Source organism: Bartonella sp. AA81SXKL, assembly GCF_042196945.1.
Classification (GTDB): Bacteria; Pseudomonadota; Alphaproteobacteria; order Rhizobiales; family Rhizobiaceae; genus Bartonella.
The window spans coordinates 1-3591 of record NZ_JBHIRH010000041.1 but is presented as its reverse complement, the minus strand read 5'-3'; the positions used below and the strand labels follow the sequence as shown (position 1 = coordinate 3591).

Here is a 3591-nt window from a genome sequence, read left to right as displayed (position 1 = left end):
GCGTTATGGTTTGCCAGAGAGTTATTTGTACCGTGTTGCGCAAGTGGAAAGTGGAGGCAATCCGAATGCAAGGAATCCCCGTTCTTCTGCGGGTGGGTTGTATCAATTTATAGACAGCACCGCCAAACAATATGGTTTGCAGGATCGTTTTGATCCCATGCAAGCGGCAGATGCCATGGGGCGGTTGACGCTTGATAATCGCAATCATTTAAGCCGCCTTTTGGGAAGAGCGCCTAGTGAAGCGGAATTGTATTTAGCCCATCAACAAGGGGCAGGAGGAGCCGCGCGGCTTCTTCAAAATCCCCATGCCAATGCGGCGCAAATTGTTGGGAGCAATGCGGTTGGCTTGAATGGTGGAAACAACGCTATGCGTGCAAGTGATTTTGTCAACCGTGTATTACAGATGTATGGTGGGCAGCCTCATAGAGCAAGTCCTACAGCGCATGGTGGCATTAGAAATAGAGACAACTTGTTAGAGGTTTTAAGGGCATTATTAGCATCACAAGAAGAGGCTTCGGAAGAAGAAGAGAGTGATGATGATGATAATCCTTTGATGACGCAATTCATGCGGGCATTTTACGGACCATTTTACAGAAGCTAGGATTCACGAGAAATGTCAACGATTTATGATTGGTCGCTTAGAGCGTCGGATAATACGCGCGTGGATAATTTGATTGATTGGTCCGAAGGACAGCATCCTAGCAGTGTGAACACAAGCGCCCGTGTGATGATGCAGCGCGTAAAGGAATACTTGTCAGACACGGGTGGAGAGCTTGAAGGCATTGTTACAAATGATCATGTCCAACAAACGAGTGTGATAAGACTTCAAAGCCAATCGCAATTTTTAGAGTATAAGAATGGTATCGTTTTGCGCTTTATGGCTATGGGTAAGAATGTTGGAGCGACCACGATTGTCTTAAATGCTTTAGATGGCAAGCCGGTTTATAAAGCAACGGAAACGGGTTTATCGCTTTTATCAGGGGGGGAAATCCAACAAGGGTGCATTTATACATTGTTTTATAATGGAGATCATTGGCATCTTGTTAATCCTACCCCACTCCCTTTAGAAGAAGAAGAAAGCAGTCTTTATCCCACGGGTTTTATAGGAACGTTTGGCATGCGTGGGATTCCAAAGGATTGGTTAATTTGCGATGGGAAGGCTTATTTGCGTCGTGATTATGGTGATTTATTTGAGACGATAGGAACGGTTTGGGGAGAGGGTGATGGCGCCACGACATTTAATGTTCCCGATTTTCGAGGGATGTTTTTACGAGGGCTTGATGGAGGGCGCAATATTGATGAGGGGCGTTCTTTTGCAAGTGTGCAAACAGATTTAATCGAGTCGCATCAACATCAAGGACAGAGCCTTTCGATGTCTCATTTTACCAGCAACGAAAACTTTTGGGATGGGAATACGACAGATGTGTTGGGTTATCGTCTAGGCTTGTTTGGGGGGAGTTCTCTAGCGAATTTTATGGGCATAGAGCGTGAGAATTTAGGGGGCTACATTGTAAGTTCTCATACTCTTGATGAGAACCAAGAGGTTGTTTTGGAGAGCACTGGTGAAGGCGAGACGCGTCCAGTTAATGTGAGTGTTCTGTTTGCGATTAAGACATGAGGTGTAAGATGTCGACGATCTATGATTGGTCTTTAAATGCCTCCTTGAATGCCTATTGTGATGATTTGATTGATTGGTCAAAAGGACAACGTCCTAGTAGTCTGAATAATAGTGCTCGTGTGATGATGCAACGTGTGCGTGAGTATTTATCGGATACGAGTGGTGTGATTGAAAGCACTTTTACGGTTGATGCTGAACACCAGACGACGTTGATAAGACTTCAAAGCCAATCGCAATTTTTAGAGTATAAGAATGGGATATCAATTTATTTTAAAGCGAAGGGCAAGAATGTTGGGGAAACCGCAATTGCCTTGAATGATTTAGCCGCTAAACCTGTTTACAAGGCGACGGAATTAGGTCTCCGTGTTTTATCGGGAGGCGAGCTTCAAAGGGGGTGCATTTATAGCTTGGTTTATAGGGATCATGCTTGGCAAGTTTTAAATCCTACGCCTCTCTCTTTATCGCAAGAGCCGGTTATCCCTGTTTATCCACTAGGGACGATAGGGATTTTTGGGATGCAAGTTTTGCCAGATGGCTGGTTACCATGTGATGGGAAGGCTTATTTGCGTCGTGATTATCCTGCTCTTTATGAAGCGATAGGGATCAGGTGGGGAGGCGCTGATAGTTGGACGAAGTTTAATGTTCCCGATTTGCGTGGTGTTTTTTTACGAGGTGTTGATGATGACCGCGAGATAGACCGCTTTCGTTATCTTGGCACTTTACAAAATGACGCAATGAGAAAGCATGACCATGGGGGTCAATCCTTTACGATTTTGAATGATGAAAATCAGGAAGAGAGTTGGCATGGTGATATGACGATCATCTGGGGATATGTGTTGAATGACCAGCAAAGATTGAAGCTTGCTGAACGTTTGGGCGTGAGGGCAGAGGATATACGCGTGCACCATAAGCTCGCCTTTCCCCATTCCCACCTTCACATGCGTGATGTTGCATTGGCAAGTTCAGGTATAAGTGAGACGCGCCCGATTAATATGAGTGTTGTGTTTGGAATCAAGACGTGAGGTTTAGATGTCCACGATTTATGATTGGTCTTTAACAGCATCTGAGAATGGTGGTGCTGATGCTTTAATTAATTGGTCAGAGGGACAGCACCCTAACACGGTTAATAATAGCGCTCGTTTTATGATGCAAAGGATAAGTGAGTATTTATCGGATACGGGCGGCGTGCTTGAAGGGATTGTGACGGTTGATAATAACCAAAAGACGAGCGTGATAAGGCTTCTAAGCCAATCGGCATTTTTAGAGTATAAGAATGGCATATCGGTTTGTTTTAAAGCGAAGGGCAAGAATGTTGGGGCGACAACAATTGCTTTAAATAATTTAGCCGGTAAGCCCGTTTATAAGGCAACAGAAACCGGTTTATTAGCCTTATCGGGAGGAGAGATACAAGATGGCTGTCTTTATACGCTTGTGTATGATGAAGAGCTTACGGGTTGGCAAGTTCTCAACCCGACAAGGGGCAAAGTTTCTTCCTTAAAACGTTTACCTTCCGGTCTGATAGGACCGTTTGCAATGGAGCGCTTGCCAGATGGTTGGTTGCCATGTGATGGAAGTGCTTATTCACGGTATGTTTATTGGGATTTATTTTCTGCGATAGGGACGACGTGGGGAGAAGGGGATGGCGCCACGACGTTTAATGTTCCCGATTTTCGAGGAATGTTTTTACGGGGACTTGATAATGAACGCAATTTAGACCCTTGGCGTTCTTTTGCAAGTATACAACCCTGTTCTTTAAAAGCGCATGAACATTTTATAGGTCCGGAGTCATCAGAAGGTCTTTCTTCTCGAAAAAAACGGGATGTTTCTTCTACTGAAGCGCCCGTGACAAGGCGAAAGAGAGCTATAGACGAAGAGTGTGTAGGTTTGAGTGGGGATGCTTTGGACAAGTGTAATCAAGAATTTGACCAAATAGCAGGAAGTCCACAGGTAGAGACTCCCTTTTGGTTTACAGA

Annotated in this window: 4 protein-coding genes; all 4 read left to right on the top strand. The window is 44.7% G+C overall.

The genetic code is table 11. The annotated features are described in order from the left end of the window. The coding region (locus ACFINZ_RS09035; RefSeq protein ID WP_375701357.1) for a transglycosylase SLT domain-containing protein at positions 1-601 on the top strand (601 nt) is incomplete at its 5' end. A 12-nt stretch (positions 602-613) separates the two neighbouring features. Then, positions 614-1618, top strand: coding sequence for a phage tail protein (locus ACFINZ_RS09030; RefSeq protein WP_375701356.1), 1005 nt, complete (start codon positions 614-616; stop codon positions 1616-1618). 8 nt (positions 1619-1626) lie between these two features. Further along, positions 1627-2640 (top strand): phage tail protein, encoded by a 1014-nt coding sequence (locus tag ACFINZ_RS09025; RefSeq protein WP_375638659.1) that lies wholly within the window; start codon positions 1627-1629, stop codon positions 2638-2640. 7 nt (positions 2641-2647) lie between these two features. Continuing rightward, the coding region (locus tag ACFINZ_RS09020; protein WP_375701355.1) for a phage tail protein at positions 2648-3591 on the top strand (944 nt) is incomplete at its 3' end.

Bases quoted from the DNA above. Each gene is read 5' to 3' on its own strand.
- ACFINZ_RS09025 (WP_375638659.1), top strand. From the start codon at position 1,627: ATGTCGACGATCTATGATTGGTCTTTAAATGCCTCCTTGAATGCCTAT.
- ACFINZ_RS09030 (WP_375701356.1), top strand. From the start codon at position 614: ATGTCAACGATTTATGATTGGTCGCTTAGAGCGTCGGATAATACGCGC.